An 18,959-nucleotide genomic window follows, 5' to 3' on the forward strand; every position below is an offset into this window, starting at 1 on the left:
TCGAGGAGCACCTCCACCTCGACGGTCGGGTTTCCGCGCGAGTCGAGAATCTCGCGTGCGCCTACAGCCTCGATCAGTGCCACTGATGTGCTCCTTGCTCAGAGAAAAGGTGTGTGGAGCGTCGTCGATCCGTGCCCAGTCTAGCCCGCCCGCGTGCCGGCCCCCGGCTCGCGTCCGAGCGTCACACCACGAGCGCGACGGCGATGCCGTCCCACCCCTTCACGCCCACGGTCTGCAGAGCCGTGGCGTCGAAGCGCGGGTCCTCCCCCAGCATCCGAAGCCCCTCCCGGGTGCCGAGGACCTTGGAGTCGGCCGAATCCTCGCGGACGATCTCGCCGTCGCGCCCGATGTTGTCGAGGATGACGACGGTCCCGGGATGACCGAGCTTCGCGGCCCAATCGAGGTACAGCGTGTTCGACTCCTTGTCGGCGTCGATGAAGACCAGATCGAAGCCGCCCACGAGCGTCGGCAGCACCTCGGCGCCGCGACCGATCCGGATGTCGACGCGGTCGCCGACGCCCGCCGCATCGATGCTCGCCCTCGCGACGGCCGCGTTGCCGGGCTCCGCCTCGACCGTGACCACGCGCCCCTCCGGTCCGACCGCCCTCGCGAGCCAGATCGTCGAGTAGCCGCCGAGGGTCCCGATCTCGAGAACCCGCCGGGCGCCGCTGATCCGAGCGAGCAGATGGAGCAGCTTGCCCGAGACCGGTGCGACCTCGATCGCCGGCAGTCCGGCGTCGTGCTGAGCCGCGAGCGCGGCCTCCAACTCGGGATCGTGACCGACGAGCAGGTCGGCGAGATAGGCGTCGGCGTGCGCCCAGGCAGCGGGAGTGGATTCCATGCGCTCAGCAAACCCCGCCGCATCGCGGGCGTCAAGGGGTCGGCGGTCGGCGTCCTTCGCGCGGCGCGGACAGCAGCCGGCCGCCGGCCCCGGCGAGTTCGGGCTGATGCCGGAACTGTCCCGAGACGACGAGGATCAGGGTCACCACGGCGGCGACGATCCACCCGGCGACTCCGAGCGGACCGGCGAGCGCGAGGTCGGGCTGCGTGGCGGCGAAGAGCACGACGAGTCCGCCCGCCGCGTTGAGAGACCCGTGGGCGAGCACGGCGGGCCAGATCGACGCAGAACGCAGACGCAGCCATCCGAGCAGGATCCCCCACGCGATGCACCCGCCGATCATGAAGAGGACGCCGCTGAGATCGGTGCGACCGAAGTTGTACCCCAGCAGGATGACCGGGCTGTGCCAGATGCCCCAGATCGCGCCGCTGATGAGCAGCGCGGGCCAGGTGCCCAGGGGGCGCAGGGCGGGCAGGAGCCACCCCCGCCAGCCCAGCTCCTCGCCGAGGGCGAAGACGCTGTTGACGAGGGCGCCGACGGGGATCGCCGCGATCTGGGAGAGCACCACGACCTCGATCGGCGGCATCGGCACTCCCGGCGGAAGCGCCACGGCGAGCTCGCCCGCGAATCCCGCGAAGGTCGGGTCGAGTCGGATCGCCCCCAGCGCGGCAGCGACGAGGATGCTGAGGCCGACCAGCAGCGGGGGCGCGAGCCAGCCGACGATCATCAGCCAGACCACGCGCTTCGTCGGGCGCAGCGGCCACAGTCCGAGGAAGCGCAGTCGCTCCCCGGCGGGGGGAGCCTTCAGCGTGAATGCGACCACCAGCGCGGCGAGCGCGGGGGTCAGCATCATCGCGGGCAGGAGCACCGCCGCAGCCGGCTCAGCGAGGCCCTCGCCCAGCCACAGCGGCAGTGCGACGAACCACGCGAGTCCGCACGCGAGCACGGTGAAGGCGAGGACGGGGATGATTCGGACGCGGCTCATGAGAGGTTCTCCCTGGTCGATCGCTCCGCTGCGGGAGCGGTGGTGCGAGGTCACCGTGCGGCGGCGGCGAGGACGGATGCCGCGGTCGCGGCGTCGTCGACGGTGACGACGAAGACGCGACCGTCGGTGCGGGTGACCTCGAGAGCGTCGCCCGCGCGGAGCACGAAGCCGCGACGCCCATCGGTGCCGATGCGGTACCCCCACCCGCCGAACTCGGCGAACGGGTCGACCATCACGGCACGGACGCGGGCGATCTCGGCGGCGGGGATCTCGAGTCGCGGCCACCCGGCGGCGGACCGCACGCGAAGACCCGCCGCGCTCGCGCGCACCCGGAAGGTCAGCCCCGTGAGGACCAGCACCAGGAGCAGCACGGCGAGAACGGTGACGATCCAGCCCGCCGTGACGTCGAGGGCGAGGAGGAGAACACCCATCCCGATCGTGAGGAAGACGCCGATCCCGAGCACGATCTGTCCGCTCTTGGCGATGCTGACCGACTTGACCCACACGGCGCGTTCGTGATCCGACAGCGGCAGGGGCGTCGCCGCCTCCCCCGAGGGGCCCGAGGTGAGGGGGACCGGGGGCTGCAGGAACCAGCCGGCCAGACTCAGGGCGACGGCGATCGCAAGGAGGCCGAAGACCCATGGCGTGATGTTCGGGGCGTCGACGGCGTCGGCGAGTCCGCGCTGGGAGCCGACGGACATCACCGCGAGCGCCGACAGGAGACCCGCGACACCGAGGCTCGCGGCGCCGAGCAGCCGCGCGGTCGGCGACCACCGCGGGTGCGGGGCTCCTGCACCCTCGTCTCGCGGGTACAGACGGTGCGCCCCCAGCGCGATCACGGCGAACAGCACGACCAGGCCGCCTCCGACTCCCGCCAGCACGACGAGATGCGTCCATCCGGGTCCGAAGCCGTCAGGGCCCTCCGCTCCCCAGTGGATCGCCGCGGGTTCCGGGATCTCCGGCAGCCAGGCGATGACAGCGATGGACGCGAGAGCGATCATCGCGAGCGGGACGATCACCCCCACCCACCAGAAGGCGGTGCGGGCTCTGCGGATCTCGGGGGTCATGCGTCTGTCTCCTGGATGAGTGCGGCCAGAGTCAGGGGCGACAGCCCGAGCGATGCGGCGCGGGCGACGAGGGCGGAGATGTCCTGAGACAGCTCGGCGAGAGGAGAGGCGGCGGCGGACACGACCGCTCCCCGGCCGCGACGCAGGTCGATCAGACCTTCGTCGCGCAGCTGCTGGTAGGCGCGCAGCACGGTGTGCAGGTTGATCTCGAGCGCCTCCGCGAGTTCCCGCGCAGCGGGGAGTCGGTCGCCGGGGACGAGGCGGCCTGCGAGCACGTCGGCCCGTACGGATGCCGCCACCTGGTCGAAGAGAGGTCGAGCACTGTCGGCGTCGATGCGGATCAGCATCTGCCCTCCAATCTTCTAGTAGTTCTACATAAACTATAACAACTGTTCGAAACCTCCAGCGCGCTTCGTCGGAGGGCGGTCATCGTCCACACTGACCTCATGCGCATCACTCCCCGCCGTCTCGCCCTGGGTATGAGCCTGTGGATCCCCAACCTGTTCAGCGGGATCAGGATCCGTCGCTTCAGCGAGGACTGGACGCACGCCACTGTCGAGCTGCATGTGAACGTCTTCACGCGCAACTACGTCAAGACCGCATTCGGCGGCTCGATGTCGGCGATGACCGACCCGTACTTCTTCATGCTCGTGATGCACCAGCTCGGCCGGGACTACATCGTGTGGGACACCCGGGGCGAGATCGAGTTCGTCAAGCCGGGCCGCGGCGTGCTGACCGCGGAGTTCGACGTCAGCAGGGAGCGTGCCGAGGCGATCCGAGAGCGAGCCCATGGCGGGGCGAAGGTGCGGGAGTGGTTCGAGACCGTGATCACCGATCGCGACGGAGACGTGGTGGCGAAGGTCCGTCGAGAGGTCTACATCCGCGAGAAGAAGCGCGTCACCGTCACTCGCGGCTGACCGCCCCGGCGATACCGTGCGTTCACCCGGTCGTGCCACGATGAGGGGATGCCCCTCGCCCGCCGCCTGAGACTCGGAGACGCCGTCGCGATCGGACTCGGCTCGATGATCGGTGCGGGCGTCTTCTCGGTGTGGGCTCCCGCCATCGGCGTCGCCGGCAGCGGCACCCTGATCGCCCTGGGGATCGCGGCGATCGTCGCCTACTGCAACGCCACCGCGTCGGCGCAGCTCGCCGCAGCGCACCCCGTGGCCGGCGGCACCTATGCGTACGCCAGGGCCGAGATCGGTCCGTGGTGGGGCTTCGTCGCCGGCTGGAGCTTCGTGATCGGCAAGATCGCGAGCTGTGCGGCCATGGCCATGACGTTCGCGGCGTACGCCGCCCCCGACGACTGGGAGGTGCCGGTGGCCGTGGCGGCGGTCGTCGCGCTCGCCACCGTAAACTGCTTCGGCGTCACGCGGACCGCGCTCGTCACCCGGATCCTCGTCGTGATCTCCCTGATCGGGCTGGCCGTCGTGGTCTCGACGGGGCTGGCGGGCGCATCCGCGACCGTCCCCGCTCCCCTTCCCGACGTCACCGCCTACGGCGTGCTGCAGGGCGCAGGCCTCCTCTTTTTCGCCTTCGCGGGGTACGCGCGCATCGCGACGATGGGCGAGGAGGTCGTCGACCCGGCCCGGACGATCCCCCGCGCGATCGCCCTGGCGCTCGGCGGCACGGTCGTCGTCTACACGCTCGTCGCCATCACGGTGATCGTCGTGCTCGGCGGCGACGCAGCGACAAGCGCGACGCCGCTGGCCGATGTCGCCGCAGCCACCGGGTCGCAGGCTCTCACGCCGGTCATCCGCGTCGCCGCGGCGGCCGCATCGCTGGGCGCCCTGCTCGCGCTGCTCACGGGCAGCGGTCGCACGACGCTCGCGATGTCCAGGGAGAAGGACCTGCCCCGGTTCCTCGCGAAGGTCGACGAGCGCCGGCAGGTGCCGCGTCGCGCAGAGATCGCGATCGCGCTCATCGTCGTCAGCATCGTGCTCCTCGCCGATCTGCGCGATGCGATCGGGTTCTCGTCCTTCGGCGTGCTGCTCTACTACCTCATCGCGAATGCGGCGGCCTTCCGCCAGTCCGCGGCGGCCCGTCGCTACCCGCGCGCGCTCCAGGTCACCGGGGCGCTGGGATGTCTCGTGCTCGTGAACACGCTGCCCCTCGTGGCGTCGGTGGTCGGGACCGTGGTCGTGCTCGTCGGAGTGCTCTACCGGATGACCCGCCTCCGACTGGTGCGGTGATCGGACCCGCGCGCTCTCAACCGGCGCTCGCTCGGACGACGCGGCTCGATATCTCCGCCGCGACGCACGCGGCGGGGAGCAGCGCCTCGGCCGTGCGTCGGTAGCCCAACGGGCTCGGATGGAAGCGATCGAGGCTGAACATCGCGTCCGGATCGTCGAAGAACAGGGGGCCCACGGCCCGACGGAGGTCGACAGCGCTCGCTCCGGCCGATCGAGCCGTCTCGGCCTGCACGTCGGCCAGCCTGCGGGACACGCTCGAGATCAGCCGACGCAGCGGCTGTGGAACCGGCCGCAGCGCGCCGAGGTCGGGGCACGTGCCGACGACGACCTCGGTGCCCTGACGGCGCAGCCGCACGATCGTGTCACGCAGATGCTGTGCGGACACGGCGACCGGGAGCCGGTGGGTCACGTCGTTGCCGCCGACCACGATCACGGCCACGTGCGGCGCGTATCCGTCGGGCAGGCCCGCCAGCTGGGCGGCGAGATCGGGCGACTCCGCTCCGACGACCGCGGCGGTGCGCAGCCGCACGGGCCTTCCCATGCGCCGCGCCATGCCCTTCGCGAGTCGTCCGCCCAGCGTCTCCTTGCGGCGCTCGGCGCCCAGACCCGCCGCGACCGAGTCGCCCAGGACGAGGAGCTGCACGGGCTCGCCGTCGAGCGCTCGACGCCAGACACGGTCGGCATCGATCGACTGCTCACCGAGGGGCTTGCCGATGCGCCGGCGTGCGATGGCCGCCTGACGCGTCAGTACGAACCGGATGCCGACCGCGACCGACGCGGCACCGACTGCGGCGACGGCGATGAGATGCTGTCGACTCATGCCCCGATTCGACCCGACCGTCGTGAACGCCGCGTGAACGGCAGCCGCAGTCACGCGGGTGTCACGACAGCGGCTTGAGCTCCAGGTCCACAGCGCCCGCCGAGACGGTCGCGAACTCGGTGTACCCGTCCGCCGACGACCGCTCGAGCAGGGCCTTCATGTTCTTGGTGCGGCGCTCCACTCGCACGCGTGCACCCGACTTCACGAGCCCGGCCTTGTGGCGGACGAGTTCGTCGACCGGCACGTCGGCGTCGTGGATGAGCACGACGGCGCGCTCGACGGCATCCGCCCCCGTCGTGACGAGATCCACGAGCCTCTCGAATCCGAGCGAGAACCCGACCGCCGGGACCTGCTGGCCGAGGAACCGCCCGATCATGCCGTCGTAGCGACCTCCACCACCGAGCGAGTACGGTACCGACGGGTGCGCGAGCTCGAAGATCGTGCCCGTGTAGTACCCCATGCCGCGCACGAGGAACGGATCGAAGACCAACGGGATGTCGTCCGCGCCTCGACCCGCCGCGACGGCCTCGCCGATCGCGACGAGGTGACCGACGATCTCGTCCGGGGCGCCGTCGGGCAGCGCCTTGCGTATCTGGCGCTCGCCGAAGGGGTTGTACTCCATGGTCTGCGGGCGCACGAGGAAGGCTCCGAACGCGTCGACCGCTGCCGCCGCGGATCCGCGCTCGCGCAGTTCGGCGACGACGCCGTCGGTGCCGATCTTGTCGAGCTTGTCGATCGTGATGAGCACACCGGGGCGCTCGTCGGCGGTGAAACCGAAGCTGTCGAGCATCCACTCCAGCGCCCGGCGGTCGTTGATGCGCACCGTCGCGCCATCGAGACCCAGCGCGTCGACGGCGTCGAGGGACGCGACCATGAGTTCGGCCTCGGCGCGCGAGGAGTCGTCGCCGATGATGTCGATGTCGCACTGCACGAACTGGCGGTAACGCCCCTTCTGCGGACGTTCGGCGCGCCAGACCGGTCCGATCTGGATCGCGCGGAAGACGCCGGGCAGCTGACCGCGATTGCTCGCGTAGAAGCGTGCGAGGGGAACGGTGAGGTCGTATCGCAGCCCCAGATCGGCGAGCGCGCCCTGGTCGCCTGCCGCCTCGCGGATCGCCTCGGCGTCGAGTCCGCGGCGCAGAACGTTGTAGGCGAGCTTCTCGTTGTCGCCGCCGATTCCGGCGTGCAGTCGCGAGTACTCCTCGAGCGCGGGAGTCTCGATCTCGTCGAAGCCGTGCGCACGGTAGCGGCCGCGGATCACGGAGAGCACGCGCTCGCGGCGGGCCTTGTCGGCGGGGAGGATGTCGCGCATTCCGCGCGGCGGGTTCACAGTAGCCACGCTCCCATCCTTCCAGGTCGCCGAGGCGGACCGTGGCGTCAGCTCTCCGATTCCGCCTCGCGGACCTCCGCCTCCACCGCACGGAGCCGTTCTCTCAGCGCCCGTTCCGCATCCCATCCCTCGGCGCGCGCGGTCGACACGAGCCGGAGCAGCGCCTCGCCGAGCTCGGCCTCCGATGAGGGGGTCACGCCGGCCGCCTCGCCCTCCGCGGCGATGACGACTCCGGCCCCCGCGGCCCGTCCGACGATCTTCTGGGCGAGCGCGAGCGCCGGCATCCCCCGCGGGATCCCGTCGAGCACGCTGCTCCTGGCGCGCTTCTCCGCAGCCTTCGCGGCGTTCCAGTGCACCAGCACCTGCTCGGGAGTCGTCGCGGTCTCGCCGGCGAACACATGCGGATGACGCCGCACCATCTTCTCGGTGAGGGTCTCGGCGACGTCGTCGATGTCGAAGGGCTCATCGGGATCCTGAGCAGCGATCGCCGCATGGAACAGCACCTGCCAGAGCAGATCCCCGAGCTCTTCGCGCAGATCTGCTCTCGTGCCGCTCTCGACGGCGTCGATGACCTCGTGCGACTCCTCGATCAGATAGGGCACGAGGTCTCGATGGGTGATCTGCTGCGACCAGACGCACTTCTCGCGTACCGCGCGCATGGTCTCCGCCGCGTCGCGCAGCGGATCGCGTCCGGACTCGTTCACGGGGTCACCGCACTCAGTCGTCGGTACGAGCGGGCGCGGAGCGAGACGATGATCCCCGAGAGCACGAGGGCCAGGAGCGAGCCGACCAGCACGCCGAGGATCGCCTGATCGCGGATGCCCGCATCAGCGGCGAAGGCGAGGTTCGCGAGCAGCAGCGAGACCGTGAAGCCGATGCCGCCGAGCGCGCCGGCCGCGAAGATGTCGGCGAAGGGCAGCGCCGGTGCCGCGCCCCGCGGACGGATGCGCATCGCGAGCCAGCCGAACAGCGAGATGCCGATGATCTTGCCGACGGGCAGGGCCACGGCGATCCCCCAGAAGGCGGGAGACAGCTCGGACGGCGCGACGGCGGGGATCACCACGAAGGCCGCGACGAACGCGAACAGCGGGAGGATCGCCCCGTTCACCGTCGGCTCGAGCGCGTGCCGAGTGCGCGCGGCGGGAACCGGCGCCATCACGAGCCCGAGCAGCACTCCGGCGATCGTGGCATGGATTCCGGAGGAGGCCACGAGACCCCAGGTCAGGATGCCCACCACGACCATCGCGACGGCGACCCCCGGATGCCCCTTGGCGTGGAGCAGCCGACTGAGCAGCCAGAAGCCGACGACGGCGACCGCGGCGAGCGCCAGGAAGAGCCACTGCACGTCGTGCGCGAACAGCACGGCGATGAAGACGATGCCGATGATGTCGTCGAGGATCGCGAGGGCGAGCAGGAAGACGCGCACGTTCGAGGGGAGTCCGCGTCCGAACATCGCGAGCACCCCGAGCGCGAAGGCGATGTCGGTCGCGGTGGGGATGGGCCAGCCCGTCGCGGTGGCCGAGTCGCCGGCGATCAGGAGGTAGACAGCGATCGGCACCAGGACACCACCCGCGGCGGCGATCGCGGGCTGCACGGCCTTGCTCGGCGAGTCCAGTTCGCCATGGGTGAGCTCGTGCCGCAGCTCGATGGCCACCACCAGGAAGAAGACCGCGAGCAGGCCGTCGGACACCCAGTGCTCGATCGAGAGGTCGAGGACCGTGCCGGGCACCGCGAGATGCACGTCGAGGACAGCGGCCAGCGCGTCGTGCGAGGGCAGGTTCGCGAGCAGGAGGCCGAGTCCGGCTGCGAGGAGCAGGAGGACAGCAGGGAACTGCTGACCTCGGAGGGGGTTCGCGGAGATGCGCATCGCCCCCATGCTAGTTGCGGGTGCTCGGCGCGTCTCGCGTCGTCATGAGTTCCGAGCACGACCCCGACCCGGGATACTCTCGAATCGTGACCCCCGAACACGCCTTCCCCGAGCCCACCGACACCTCAGCCATCCGCATCATCGGCCGCTTCGAGGCCGGCCGCGGCATCCCCGATGCGATGCGGTCGGATGTGCGCATGCTCGGCGCACTCCTCGGCCAGGTCCTGAAGGAGTCGGGAAGCGCCGGTCTCTTCGAGGACGTCGAGCGTCTGCGCCTGGCGACCATCCAGGCTTACGACGAAGAGACCTCGGACGCGTTCGCGCGTGCCGCAGCGATCGCCGAGTCCTTCAGCATCGCCCGCGCCGACGAGGTCGCGCGCGCCTTCACCTGCTACTTCCACCTGGTCAACCTCGCCGAAGAACACCAGCGCGTGCGCGTGCTTCGGGAGCGCGCAGGCCAGCCGGTCGCCCCCGCGACCCCGGGAGCCCGCCCGCAGGTGGCCGACACCGTCGCCACCGCCTATGCTCAGCTGCGCTCCGAGGTCGGCGACGACGAAGCGCGCCGCCGCCTCGAGGGGCTGCGGTTCCACCCGGTCTTCACGGCTCACCCCACCGAGGCGCGGCGCCGCGCCGTCTCGTCGAGCATCCGGCGACTGTCCGAACTCCTCACCCAGCACGATGCGGCGAGCGACGGCGGTGCGGAGGATCACCGTGCCAGGCGGCGGATGCTCGAGGAGATCGACACCCTCTGGCGCACCGCTCCCCTGCGCGCTCAGAAGCCGTCGCCCACCGACGAGGTGCGCACGGTCATGGGCGTCTTCGACGAGACCCTCTTCACCACGGTGCCGCACGTGTACCGCCGCATCGACGACGCTCTGCGCGGAGAGGACTCGGGGGCCACCGCACCGGTCGTCCCGGCGTTCGTCCGCATCGGATCGTGGGTCGGCGGAGACCGGGACGGCAACCCCTTCGTCACGGCGTCGGTGACCCGCGAGGCCTCGCAGATCGCTGCGGACCACGTGCTGCGCGGACTCGAGCGCGCGCTCGATCGCATCGGACGCACACTGACCCTCGACGCCGAAGACACACCGCCGAGCGCCGATGTCACCGCATTGTGGGAGCGCTTCGCCGCTGCCGAGCCGCGACTCGCCGAGGAGCTCGCGGCGCGATCGCCCGGCGAGCCGCACCGTCGCGTGCTGCTCGCGCTGGCGCACCGCGTCGGTGCCACCCGTCGCGGCGAGGAGCAGCGCTACTCGCAGCCGGAGGAGCTACTCGGCGATCTGCGCACGGTTCAGGCCTCGCTGCGTGACGCCGGCGCCCAGCGCCACGCGTTCGGAAGCGTGCAGCACCTGATCTGGCAGGTCGAGACCTACGGGTTCCACCTGACCGAGCTCGAGGTCCGCCAACACTCGCAGGTGCACGCGAAGGCCCTCGCCGAGCTCGACGCCGGCGAGGCGATCAGCGCGCAGACCGAGGAGGTCCTCGAGGTGTTCCGCGCGATCGCCGACATCCAGCGGGATCGGGGCCTTCGCGCCGCCGGCCGGTACGTCGTGTCGTTCACCCAGGCGGCCTCGGACCTCGCGAACGTGCACCGGCTCGCGGCGCACGCGCTGGGCGATGACGCACCCGTGCTCGACGTCGTCCCGCTGTTCGAGACCTTCGCGGACCTCCAGGCCGCGCCCGAGATCCTCGCGGAGGTCGTGACCTACCCGGAGTTCCGGCAGCGGCTCGAGGCGACCGGGAACAAGCTCGAGGTCATGCTCGGCTACTCCGACTCGTCGAAGGACGTCGGTCCCGTCGCGGCGAACCTCGCCCTGTACGAAGCCCAGCAGAAGATCGCCCAGTGGGCGAAGGAGCAGGGCCTCGAACTCACGCTGTTCCACGGTCGCGGCGGCGCGCTCGGCCGCGGCGGCGGCCCCGCCAACTCGGCGATCCTCGCTCAGCCGCCCCACTCCGTCGACGGCCGCTTCAAGCTCACCGAACAGGGTGAGGTGATCTTCGCGCGCTACGGCGAACCGGCGATCGCGATGCGTCACATCGACCAGGTCGCTGCGGCGACCCTGCTCGCCTCCTCGCCGAGCGTCGAGCAGCGCACGAGCGACGCCGCCGCGCGCTTCGCCGACATCGCGGCCGTGATGGACCGCTCCTCGCGCGAGCGCTTCTTCTCTCTCGTGAAGGCCGAGGGCTTCGCCCCGTGGTTCGCCACGGTCACACCGATGGAGGAGATCGGCCTGCTCGCGCTCGGCTCGCGTCCGGCACGGCGAGGCCTGTCGGTCGAATCGCTCGAGGACCTGCGCGCCATCCCGTGGGTGTTCGCATGGACCCAGGCCCGCATCAACCTCGCCGGCTGGTTCGGGCTCGGCACCGCTCTCGCGGCTGTCGGCGACGAGGCCCGACTCATCGAGGCGTACCGCGAGTGGCCGCTCCTGCGCACGATGATCGACAACGTCGCGATGAGCCTCGCCAAGACCGACGAGCGGATCGCCCGCGAGTATCTCGCGCTCGGCGACCGCGACGACCTGGCCCAGCTCGTGCTCGACGAGATGACGCTGACGCGCGAGTGGGTGATCCGTCTCACGGGCGGAGTGGGACTGCTCGAGAACAAGCCGATCCTGCAGCGCGCGGTGCAGTTGCGCACCCCCTACGTCGACGCGCTCTCGTTGCTGCAGCTGCGCGCCCTCCGCGCCCTGCGGGATCCCTCCGACGCGCACGGATCCGGCTCGGAGGACGAACAGCGGCGACTGCTGCTGCTCTCCGTCAGCGGCGTCGCGGCGGGTCTGCAGAACACCGGGTGACCTGACGCGGCCGACGTGTGCTGTGTACCGGCATGCGAGACAGCTCGCATCCCGGTCCCCGATAGAGTGGGAACTTCGCCCGATCCGGCGAGCCTTTCACGCGACACGATCGCTTCACCCCGTCCCCCCGTCAGAAAGTTCTCGCGTGATCTCTTCGCCGTCCCTCGACTTCCATCCGCTCGCGGAATCCGTGCAGCCCGTCTTCGACACCGTGCTGGCCCGCAGTCCGCACGAACCCGAGTTCCAGCAGGCCGTGCACGAGGTGCTCCACTCGATCGCGCCCGTGCTCGATCGCACTCCGCAGTTCGTCGACGGCGGCATCCTCGAGCGCCTGGTCGAGCCCGAGCGACAGATCCTCTTCCGCGTCCCCTGGGTCGACGACGCCGGGCGACTGCAGGTGAACCGCGGCTACCGCATCCAGTTCTCCTCCGTGCTGGGGCCCTACAAGGGCGGACTCCGCTTCCACCCTTCGGTGAACCTCTCGATCGTCAAGTTCCTCGGCTTCGAGCAGATCTTCAAGAACGCCCTCACGGGTCAGGGCATCGGCGGCGGCAAGGGAGGATCCGACTTCGATCCGCACGGTCGCTCGGATGCCGAGGTCATGCGCTTCTGCCAGTCGTTCATGAACGAGCTCTACCGTCACCTGGGCGAGCACACGGATGTTCCCGCCGGCGACATCGGAGTCGGCGGACGTGAGATCGGGTATCTGTTCGGCCAGTACCGCAAGATCACCAACCGACACGAGTCCGGCATGTTCACCGGCAAGGGCACGGGCTGGGGTGGCGCCGAGGTGCGCACGGAGGCCACGGGCTACGGGGCGGTGTTCTTCGCGCAGGAGATGCTCGGCGTCCACGACCAATCGCTCGACGGCAAGCGAGTGAGCGTCTCGGGGTCGGGCAACGTCGCGATCTACGCGATCCAGAAGGCGACGCAGCTCGGCGCGACCGCGGTCACGGCATCCGACTCCTCGGGCTACGTCGTCGACGACGCCGGCATCGACGTCGACCTGCTGCGGCAGATCAAGGAGGTCGAGCGGGCGCGCATCGTCGAGTACGCGAACCGCCGCGCCGGGGCGCGCTTCATCGAGGGCGGCAGCGTGTGGGAGGTGCCTGTCGACATCGCCGTGCCCTCTGCCACGCAGAACGAGCTCGACCTCGACGGCGCCGAGGCGCTCATCGCCAACGGCGTCCGCGCGGTCTCGGAGGGCGCGAACATGCCGTGCCTGCCTGCCGCGGTCGAGGCGTTCCAACGTGCAGGAGTGCTGTTCGCACCCGGCAAGGCCGCCAACGCCGGCGGTGTCGCGACCTCTGCTCTCGAGATGAGCCAGAACGCCTCGCGACAGCGGTGGAGTTTCGAGGCCAGCGAGAACAAGCTGCGCGAGATCATGGCCGACATCCACAGTGCCGCGTTCGACGCCGCAGAGCGTTACGACGTCGCGGGCGATTACGTGGCCGGGGCGAACATCGCCGGGTTCGAGCGCGTCGCCGGTGCGATGCTCGCACAGGGCGTGATCTGACCGCTCCCACCTCGTTCGAATCGCGCACTTCGCAGTTTTCGACAGTCGATTCCTGCAAAGTGCGCGATTCGAAAAGTGGGTGACCGTCGTCAGCTCTCGTCGACCGGCACCTTGACGACCTTGTTGAAGCCCGTGACCGCCTGGTTCTCGTCGAACGCGACCACCTTCTTGCGGAAGCCTCGCGTGATCACGGCGAGGTACACCAGGCCGAGCGCGGTCCACGTCAGGCCGCCGACCAGCGCGTCCGGATGCAGGTTGGCCCACAGGAGCCCCGTGAGCAGCATGCCGATTCCCGGCATCACGATGTACCGGAAGATGTCGGCGGGCGTCTTGCGCAGTCCCTTGCGCACGGCGAACCAGGCGATCACCGAGATGTTCACGAACGTGAAGGCGATGAGCGCCCCGTAGTTGATCCACGCCGCGATCAGCTCGAGAGTGAAGGGAATCGCCAACAGCGAGATCGCACCGACCAGCACGATGTTGAACGTCGGCGTGTGCGTGCGGGGGTTGATGTAGCCGAAGGCTCGCTGCGGCAGCACGTTGTTGCGTCCCATCACGAGCAGCATGCGCGAGACGGAGGCGTGGGACGCGAGGCCCGACGCGAGGGTCGCGCAGAATCCCGCAGCCGTCAGCACCGCCATGAGCACATTGCCTCCGACGAGGTTGCCGATGATCGGCAGCGTCGAGTCCTCGACGTACTGCATGTCGCCGCCGGGTGCGAACTCGTTCCAGTCCGGGAAGCGCAGCTGCGTGACGTACGCCGCCGTGAGGAAGATGGCTCCCCCGAGCAGCACCGTGAGGAGGATCGCCTTCGGCATGATCTTGGGGTCCTTGGCCTCCTCGGCGTACATCGTCACCGCGTCGAAGCCGATGAACGAGAAGCAGACGATCGTCGCTCCCATGAGCACCGCGCTCATGGTCGCCCCGTCGTGGATGAACGGAGCAGCGGAGGCGATCGTCGCAGCGCCCTCGCCGCGCAGCAGCTGCGCGACGACCAGGATCACGAACACCGCCATCACGACGATCGAGAACACGAGCAGGATCATGTTCATGTTCGAGGTGCCGCGCATGGTCATGTAGATGATCGATGTGACGAGGATGCAGTAGAGCACGACCCAGATCCAGCCGGGGATGTCGGGGAACAGCGCTTCGAGATAGCTGCGGATGATGAGGCAGTTGACCATCGGGAGGAGCACGTAGTCGATGAGCGAGGTCCACCCGACCATGAAGCCCAGGTTCGGGTGGATGGACTCGCGCACGTAGGTGTAGGCCGATCCGGCGCTCGGTATGGCGCTGGAGATCTTGCCATAGCTGATGGCGGTGAAGACCATCACGACGAGCGCGACCAGGTAGGCGGCGGGCACCACGTTGTCGGTGTCGCGGGCGACCATGCCGAACGTGTCGAAGACCACTGTCGGCGTCATGTAGCCGAGTCCGAGTCCTACGATCGCCCAGAGACCCAGATTGCGTCTGAGCGTTCCTCCGCCTTGCGCGAGCGGCTTCGTCTTCGTGGCCATGTGCACTCCCTCGAGAACAGCGCAGGGGCCGGTCGTCGGGTCGTCCGGCACTGTGAGCAACAGTATGGACCCGCGCTATTCATCAGCGGAAGAGGTATTCGGATTCGAAATACGCATTTAACATCGCGGTTTCACGCGCTTTTCGTAGGTGCCGCTACCACCCCTCGGTGAGCACCCGGTCGAGCGCGGCGACGACATGGTCTGCGCTCGAGGCGGTGAGACACAGCGGCGGCTTGATCTTGAGCACGTTCGACCGCTCCGAGGTGGTCAGCACGACGACCCCGAGTTCGCGCAGCCGTTCGCAGATCGCGGCGGCCTCCGCCGCAGCCGGCGCGAGCGTCTCGCGGTCGCGCACGAGCTCGACCCCCAGATAGAGACCTGCTCCGTGCACCGGGCCGACGAGCGGATGCCGACGCCCCAGCTCCCGCAGACCGTCGGCGAGCCGAGACCCGATCTCGCGGGCGTTGCGCTGCACGTCGTCGTCGACCATCGCATCCAGCACCGCGAGCCCGACCCGGCAGCTGAGGCTGCTGCCGCCGGCCGACGAGAAGAACTGCCCCTGACTGCTCAGCGCATCGGCGATCCGCTTCGACGTGATCACGCCGCCGATGGGGAACCCGTTGCCCATCGGCTTCGCGATCGTGACGATGTCGGGCACGACGCCGGACTGCTCGAATCCCCAGAACGTCGAGCCCATGCGTCCGAAGCCGACCTGCACCTCGTCGGCGATGCAGAGGCCGCCGTGTGCACGCACGCGCTCGTACGCTCCGGTCAGGTATCCCTCGGGCAGGAGCACTCCTCCCGCGTTGCCCAGCACCGACTCGCAGATGAAGCCGGCGACGTCTCTGCCCTGCGCGGCGAGACGGTCGAGGTCGGCGTCCAGGTCTGCGAGGTAACGATCGGCCGATCCGGGGCCGCGGTAGGTGCCGCGATAGGCGTTGGGGACGTCGGCCACATGGACCCACTCGGGTCGCGAGTCGAGCGCATGCGGGTTGTCGTACGCGCTCGTCGTAACGGCATCGCTCGCCATGGTCCAGCCGTGGTACGCCTCGCGGAGCGCGACGATGCTTCGCCGCCCCGTCGCCGCCTGTGCGAGCCGGAGGGCCAGGTCGACCGCCTCGGAGCCGCTGTTCACCAGCAGCACCGTATCGAGTGCGCTTCCCGGGGGCATGAGAGCGATGAGTCGCTCGCTGTATTCGGCCAGGTCTCGGAAGAGGAACCGCGAGTTGGTCGCGAGCGTGCGGAGCTGGCGATCGGCGGCGGCGGCGATGGCCGGGTGGCCGTGTCCGAGACCGGCGACGTTGTTGACCATGTCGATGTAGCTGCGGCCCGTCGTGTCGATCAGATGATGGCGCCAGCCGCGCTCGATCTGAGGCGGATGCCGGTAGTAGCGTTCCTGTGCCTCTGCGAACACCCGCTCACGACGCGCGAGCTCGTCGGCCGACTCGTCCCCCCGCGCCTGCGAGGGGAGGCCGAGCAGCGCAGCGGGATCCGCAGTGAGTCGCGCCCACGCGGACACTCGCTCGGGGTGCACGAGACGTGCGCCGTCGACGGGAGGGAGCTCGTCCGGCGCGTCGGAGCGGCGCACCCCCAGCACGACCGTCCTCCTGTCGAAGGACGCCGCGAGCTTGCCGATGTTCTCGCCTGCGGCGACCGTCGCCGGACGCCCGGGTTCGAGGTCGACAGCCCTGACCTCGACCACCCAGCCGTCGTCCGTGGCTATGCGCACGCCGTCGCCGTGCACCGACATCTCACCCGCCACGGGGGCGAGCAGCCGGGATGACGGGCCCGGGGCGATGTGCAGCTCGGTCTCGGTCGGCCAGGTCGCCGCGGCTTCGGCGGTGTCCACAGAGGTGCGGGTGAGGCGGAACACGCCGTACGGCATCACCGCCACCCGAGCGCCTTCCGCGAAGGCCTGGGCCCTCAGCAGCTCCTCCGCGTCGGACTGGGCCCAGCGGCCGGCGTCGAGGGCGTCCGATTCGACTCCGGCGTCGACGACCGCCAGTGGACCGCTGACATCGGGCAGGAATCCGATGACCTCGCCGGCCACCGGCTCGGCGACGAAGCCCTGCGCCTCGACACCCAGGGTCGCGAGCACGTGCTCGGTGGCCTCGACGAGCGGCAGCGAGGTCGCCGCCTCGAAGATCGACTGCTCTCCCGAGATGCGCTCGCGTGCGTAGTCGTTGTCGCCGTCGACCTCCAGTTGTCGCCACCCGCTCGCCACGAGAAGCGCCGCGCGCAGCACGATCAGCGGCCAGACGGCGAGCGCCTCGCTCCGATCGAGGGGCGCGTCGGCATGGAAGGCCGCGATGGTGTCGAGCACGCGCAGCGGACGACCGGGCTCGTGATGGAGCATCGACGATGCGCAGACCGCCAGTTCCGCGACGCGCCAGCCGAGACCGAGATCGCCGAGATCGAGAACGATGCGCGGGTGCAGCCGTGAGTCCTCGCCGCGCGCGCCCATCACGTTGTCGTCCGTGAGGTCGCCGTGGATCGGCTGCACCGCGAGTGCGTCGCCCAGGCGCGACACGACCGCGTGCGCGTCGTCAGCGGCGGCGAGCACGCGCCGTCGCAGCACCGGCTCGGCGATCGATGGCGCCAGCGCGCGGACCTGCTCATACGCGACCCGCATGTCCCACATCTGCTCCCGATCGAGTCCCGGATGCTCGAGAGAGGCCAGCGCGTTCACGGATGCGGCAGCGAGAGTGCCGAACTCGGCAAGCACGACCGGAGCGAGGTAGCCCGCGTCGACCAGCGCCTCCCCGTCGGCGAACTCGCTGCGCCGCACTGCGAAGCCGCGCCACCGCTGCGTGAGCAGGCCGTCGAGCCCTGGCAGGACCGCGGGGACCGGGACCCCCGCCCTCCGGTACGCATCGAGCGCGAGGTGCTGGGCATCCCGCGCATCGTCGGAGAACACCGGATTGTCGATCCGGAGCACGCTTCGCGTTCCGTCCGATTCGATCAACACGAAATTGCGATCCTGGTTGCTCCCGAGCTCGGTCGCCTCGGCGTCGATCCCGTAGCATTCGCGAGCGATCAGCGCCGCATCGGCCACGCTGATCGCGGGACGCACGAGTCCCGCGCCGACGCTCACTCGTGACCCGCCGACCCGCCGCCGTCGACCCGCCGGTCGTCCACATGCCTGGCGAGCGAGGTGCCGTACCGTTCGGTGAGCTGCACCATCAGATCGGGGGTGTCGCGGTCGACACCGAACACGTGCCCCGGGAAGTCGAGCTCGGGCTGCGCGGCGGCGATCTCGGCGTCGCGGTCGGGAGACAGGAGCTGCACCGGATCGCCCACCGCGACCCACCCGATCGGAACCACCGTGCCTGCCGAGAGCACGGCACGCCGATGCACGATGGCGTTCACCCGCACCTCGCAGCGATCGCCGATGAGCGCGCCGTTGAAGACCCGCGCACCGGAGGCGAGGAAGACCTCCTCCCCCACGGTGGCACCGGCGATGCTCGCGAGGGTGCCCACCAGTGTGTGAGAACCCACATGCACGGCATTCGCCGCCGTCGCGCGGATCAGGGCGTTCTCCATGACGATGACGTGCTCGCCGAGCGTGATGGGGCCTCCCTCGGCCGTGATCACAGCACCGTGCAGCACCTGGCAGTGCGGACCGATCGCCACGTCGCCGGAGATGACGGCGGTGGGAGCGACGACGGCGGTGTCATGGATGCGGGGTCGAGCCCCGAGGTGCTCGTACAACATGACGCCAGCGTAGCGCCGTCCGAATCGCGAAACCGGAATCGCTACTCCTTCGTCGCCGCTCGCCCCCTGAGCATGCCGATCACGGCTGTCGCGATGAACAGCACGATGCCGAGGAGCGCCAGCCACAGCAGCCCCTCGACGAGGAAGCCGAGGACCGCCAGCGCGGCCCAGACGACGAGCAGGAGGATCAGGAGAATCCACATCCTCCGAGCATGCGCGCGCACCGTGAGAGCACACACCCCGTTGACGTGCGGCGCCCGAGTGGGTAGCGAGGGCGGTGCTACGCTGTCGGTCATGAAGCGCAGGTGACCCGATCCC

16 protein-coding genes are annotated in these 18,959 nt (G+C 69.9%); 4 read left to right on the forward strand and 12 right to left on the reverse strand.

Annotated features, from left to right (window positions below):
• Positions 1 to 181: 181 nt before the first annotated feature.
• The 4 genes from RWO82_RS06010 to RWO82_RS06025 are packed head-to-tail and all read right to left on the reverse strand — an operon-like array spanning position 182 to position 3,237.
• Entirely contained in the window at positions 182 to 841 is a 660-nt protein-coding gene (locus RWO82_RS06010; protein WP_314424692.1) for an O-methyltransferase, read from the reverse strand.
• A gap of 31 nt (positions 842 to 872) precedes the next feature.
• A complete protein-coding gene (locus tag RWO82_RS06015) occupies positions 873 to 1,823 on the reverse strand; it encodes a CPBP family intramembrane glutamic endopeptidase (RefSeq protein WP_314424695.1) in 951 nt (316 codons plus the stop codon).
• A 50-nt stretch (positions 1,824 to 1,873) separates the two neighbouring features.
• On the reverse strand, positions 1,874 to 2,890 hold the full coding sequence (locus tag RWO82_RS06020) for a hypothetical protein (protein ID WP_314424698.1): 1,017 nt from the start codon (positions 2,888 to 2,890) through the stop codon (positions 1,874 to 1,876).
• Positions 2,887 to 3,237, reverse strand: coding sequence for a GntR family transcriptional regulator (locus RWO82_RS06025; protein WP_314424700.1), 351 nt, complete (start codon positions 3,235 to 3,237; stop codon positions 2,887 to 2,889). Before RWO82_RS06025 ends, RWO82_RS06020 begins: the two co-directional genes overlap by 4 nt.
• Before the next feature lie 99 nt (positions 3,238 to 3,336).
• Here RWO82_RS06025 and RWO82_RS06030 point away from each other — a divergent pair, with 99 nt between their 5' ends.
• Positions 3,337 to 3,807, forward strand: a complete 471-nt coding sequence (locus tag RWO82_RS06030) for a DUF4442 domain-containing protein (RefSeq protein WP_314424703.1) — start codon at positions 3,337 to 3,339, stop codon at positions 3,805 to 3,807.
• 48 nt (positions 3,808 to 3,855) lie between these two features.
• Entirely contained in the window at positions 3,856 to 5,082 is a 1,227-nt protein-coding gene (locus RWO82_RS06035; protein ID WP_314424706.1) for an APC family permease, read from the forward strand.
• A gap of 16 nt (positions 5,083 to 5,098) precedes the next feature.
• Here RWO82_RS06035 and RWO82_RS06040 read toward each other — a convergent pair whose 3' ends face one another.
• The 4 genes from RWO82_RS06040 to nhaA form a co-directional block, all read right to left on the reverse strand.
• The gene (locus RWO82_RS06040; RefSeq protein ID WP_314424709.1) at positions 5,099 to 5,902 is read right to left on the reverse strand and encodes an SGNH/GDSL hydrolase family protein; all 804 of its coding nucleotides are present in this window, start codon (positions 5,900 to 5,902) and stop codon (positions 5,099 to 5,101) included.
• 61 nt (positions 5,903 to 5,963) lie between these two features.
• On the reverse strand, positions 5,964 to 7,214 hold the full coding sequence (locus RWO82_RS06045) for an ATP phosphoribosyltransferase regulatory subunit (protein WP_314424788.1): 1,251 nt from the start codon (positions 7,212 to 7,214) through the stop codon (positions 5,964 to 5,966).
• 65 nt (positions 7,215 to 7,279) lie between these two features.
• Positions 7,280 to 7,891, reverse strand: a complete 612-nt coding sequence (locus RWO82_RS06050) for a MazG family protein (RefSeq protein ID WP_314424791.1) — start codon at positions 7,889 to 7,891, stop codon at positions 7,280 to 7,282.
• A 41-nt stretch (positions 7,892 to 7,932) separates the two neighbouring features.
• Positions 7,933 to 9,099, reverse strand: a complete 1,167-nt coding sequence (gene nhaA / locus RWO82_RS06055; RefSeq protein ID WP_314424711.1) for a Na+/H+ antiporter NhaA — start codon at positions 9,097 to 9,099, stop codon at positions 7,933 to 7,935.
• An 86-nt stretch (positions 9,100 to 9,185) separates the two neighbouring features.
• On the opposite strand from nhaA, the gene RWO82_RS06060 reads away from it, so the two are divergent.
• Positions 9,186 to 11,894 (forward strand): phosphoenolpyruvate carboxylase, encoded by a 2,709-nt coding sequence (locus RWO82_RS06060; protein ID WP_314424713.1) that lies wholly within the window; start codon positions 9,186 to 9,188, stop codon positions 11,892 to 11,894.
• 145 nt (positions 11,895 to 12,039) lie between these two features.
• Entirely contained in the window at positions 12,040 to 13,410 is a 1,371-nt protein-coding gene (gene gdhA, locus RWO82_RS06065) for an NADP-specific glutamate dehydrogenase (protein WP_314424716.1), read from the forward strand.
• 89 nt (positions 13,411 to 13,499) lie between these two features.
• Here the strand turns inward: gdhA and RWO82_RS06070 are convergent, their stop codons facing one another.
• From RWO82_RS06070 to RWO82_RS06085, 4 genes are all read right to left on the reverse strand, one after another.
• On the reverse strand, positions 13,500 to 14,927 hold the full coding sequence (locus RWO82_RS06070) for an APC family permease (protein WP_314424719.1): 1,428 nt from the start codon (positions 14,925 to 14,927) through the stop codon (positions 13,500 to 13,502).
• A gap of 154 nt (positions 14,928 to 15,081) precedes the next feature.
• Complete coding sequence (locus RWO82_RS06075; RefSeq protein ID WP_314424721.1) at positions 15,082 to 18,021, reverse strand: aminotransferase; 2,940 nt, start codon at positions 18,019 to 18,021, stop codon at positions 15,082 to 15,084.
• Entirely contained in the window at positions 18,018 to 18,641 is a 624-nt protein-coding gene (locus RWO82_RS06080; protein ID WP_314424724.1) for a gamma carbonic anhydrase family protein, read from the reverse strand. The genes RWO82_RS06075 and RWO82_RS06080 overlap by 4 nt, the downstream gene beginning before the upstream one ends.
• Before the next feature lie 41 nt (positions 18,642 to 18,682).
• Positions 18,683 to 18,844, reverse strand: a complete 162-nt coding sequence (locus tag RWO82_RS06085) for a hypothetical protein (RefSeq protein WP_314424727.1) — start codon at positions 18,842 to 18,844, stop codon at positions 18,683 to 18,685.
• Positions 18,845 to 18,959: the final 115 nt, after the last annotated feature.

The organism is uncultured Microbacterium sp. (assembly GCF_963521645.1).
In the GTDB taxonomy this organism is placed as follows: Bacteria; Actinomycetota; Actinomycetes; order Actinomycetales; family Microbacteriaceae; genus Microbacterium.

Bases quoted from the DNA above. Each gene is read 5' to 3' on its own strand.
- RWO82_RS06010 (WP_314424692.1), bottom strand. From the start codon at position 841: ATGGAATCCACTCCCGCTGCCTGGGCGCACGCCGACGCCTATCTCGCC.
- RWO82_RS06015 (WP_314424695.1), bottom strand. From the start codon at position 1,823: ATGAGCCGCGTCCGAATCATCCCCGTCCTCGCCTTCACCGTGCTCGCG.
- RWO82_RS06020 (WP_314424698.1), bottom strand. From the start codon at position 2,890: ATGACCCCCGAGATCCGCAGAGCCCGCACCGCCTTCTGGTGGGTGGGG.
- RWO82_RS06025 (WP_314424700.1), bottom strand. From the start codon at position 3,237: ATGCTGATCCGCATCGACGCCGACAGTGCTCGACCTCTCTTCGACCAG.
- RWO82_RS06030 (WP_314424703.1), top strand. From the start codon at position 3,337: ATGCGCATCACTCCCCGCCGTCTCGCCCTGGGTATGAGCCTGTGGATC.
- RWO82_RS06035 (WP_314424706.1), top strand. From the start codon at position 3,856: ATGCCCCTCGCCCGCCGCCTGAGACTCGGAGACGCCGTCGCGATCGGA.
- RWO82_RS06040 (WP_314424709.1), bottom strand. From the start codon at position 5,902: ATGAGTCGACAGCATCTCATCGCCGTCGCCGCAGTCGGTGCCGCGTCG.
- RWO82_RS06045 (WP_314424788.1), bottom strand. From the start codon at position 7,214: ATGCGCGACATCCTCCCCGCCGACAAGGCCCGCCGCGAGCGCGTGCTC.
- RWO82_RS06050 (WP_314424791.1), bottom strand. From the start codon at position 7,891: ATGCGCGCGGTACGCGAGAAGTGCGTCTGGTCGCAGCAGATCACCCAT.
- nhaA (WP_314424711.1), bottom strand. From the start codon at position 9,099: ATGCGCATCTCCGCGAACCCCCTCCGAGGTCAGCAGTTCCCTGCTGTC.
- RWO82_RS06070 (WP_314424719.1), bottom strand. From the start codon at position 14,927: ATGGCCACGAAGACGAAGCCGCTCGCGCAAGGCGGAGGAACGCTCAGA.
- RWO82_RS06080 (WP_314424724.1), bottom strand. From the start codon at position 18,641: ATGTTGTACGAGCACCTCGGGGCTCGACCCCGCATCCATGACACCGCC.
- RWO82_RS06085 (WP_314424727.1), bottom strand. From the start codon at position 18,844: ATGTGGATTCTCCTGATCCTCCTGCTCGTCGTCTGGGCCGCGCTGGCG.